A 1,631-nucleotide genomic window follows, 5' to 3' on the forward strand; every position below is an offset into this window, starting at 1 on the left:
GCCATCCCGTCCACCTGCGGTGCCGCATTGCCGATGCGGCGCGCGACCCCTTCGGCTTCGCTCGAATCCTCCGCGGAGACGACGATCGCGGCGAGGCGGCCGAACGGCGGCATCGCCGCCTCGCGCCGGGCATCGGTTTCGGCAGCGTAGAAGCCGGCGGCGTCCCCTGAGACCAAGGCCGCGATGACCGGTGAGTCGGGGTCGTGGGTCTGCACCAGGACACGCCCCGGCTTGTCGCCGCGCCCGGCCCGGCCCGCGACCTGCTGGATCTGCTGGAAGCTGCGCTCGGCGGCGCGCAGGTCCCCGCCTGACAGCCCCAGGTCCGCGTCGACCACGCCGACCAGGGTCAGGTTGGGGAAGTGATAGCCCTTGGTGACGAGTTGCGTGCCGATCACCACGTCGATCGCGCCCGCTTCCATCGCGCCGACGAATTCCGCCGCGCGCAGCGGCGACCAGATGGTGTCCGACGTGACGATCGCGGTCCGCGCTTCGGGGAACAAAGCCGCGACTTCGTCGGCAATTCGCTCGACGCCCGGCCCGCAGGCCACCAGGCTGTCTTCCTCGCCGCACTCGGGGCAAGCTTTCGGAGGGGGCATGACATGCCCGCAATGGTGGCAGGCGAGCCGGTGCATCAGCCGGTGCTCGACCATCCACGCCGTGCAATTGGGGCATTGGAAGCGGTGGCCGCAGTGACGGCACAAGGTCAGCGGGGCGAAGCCGCGGCGGTTGAGGAACAGCAGACTCTGCTCGCCGTGGTCGAGATTGGCTTCGAGCTCAGCGACCAGCGTCGGCGCCAGCCAGCGCCCACGCGGCGGCGGGTCCTGGGTCATGTCGATCGCGGCAATTGACGGCATCGACGCGCCGGCGAAGCGCTGCGGTAGAGCAACCTCGCGATAGCGGCCGAGCTCGACCATGTGGCGGCTCTCGATCGGCGGGGTCGCGGTCGACAGGATCACCGGAATGTCCTCGAACTTGGCGCGCATCACCGCGGTGTCGCGGGCGTGATACTGCACGCCGTCCTCCTGCTTGAAGCTCGGCTCGTGGGCTTCGTCGACGACGATCAGCCCGAGCTTGGGATAGGGCAGGAACAGCGCCGAACGCGCGCCGACGGTGACCGCCGCCTCGCCGCTGGCGATCCCGCGCCACGCGCGGCGTCGCTGTGACGAGCGAAGGTCGGAATGCCAGGCGACCGGAGCGCAGCCAAAGCGCGCCTCGAAGCGCTTGAGGAAAGGCTCGGTGAGCGCGATCTCGGGAAGCAGCACCAATGCCTGCCTGCCGTGGCGCAGGCACTCGGCGATCGCCTCGAAATAAACCTCGGTCTTGCCCGAGCCGGTCACGCCGTCGAGCAGGACCGGGTCGAAGCCCTTGCCGATGGCGGACGCGAGGCTCGTCGCAGCTTCGCGCTGGTCGTCGTTGAGATCGGGCGGCGCATGGTCGGGGTCGGGGCAGGCGAGTGGCCGGTCGGCGTCGACCGCGACGGGTTCCAGAGCGCCGGCGTTGACCAGCCCGCAATCCGTGTTCGAAGGCAAGTTCGGCTTCTTCGAGACCCACCTGACGCCGATCAGCGGGGACCTGCGCTTCGACCTCGGCAGCGCCGGTCTCGGGGAACGCTGGTACCTCCCGGAAACCGC

General features: G+C 69.9%; 1 protein-coding gene. It reads right to left on the minus strand.

Features of this window, described 5'->3' with window-relative positions:
• A partial coding sequence (gene priA / locus GH737_RS14705; RefSeq protein ID WP_230558849.1) for a replication restart helicase PriA occupies positions 1–1,529 on the minus strand: 1,529 nt, incomplete at its 3' end.
• Positions 1,530–1,631: the final 102 nt, after the last annotated feature.

It is taken from the genome of Sphingomonas segetis (assembly GCF_009720245.1).
In the GTDB taxonomy this organism is placed as follows: Bacteria; Pseudomonadota; Alphaproteobacteria; order Sphingomonadales; family Sphingomonadaceae; genus Sphingomicrobium; species Sphingomicrobium segetis.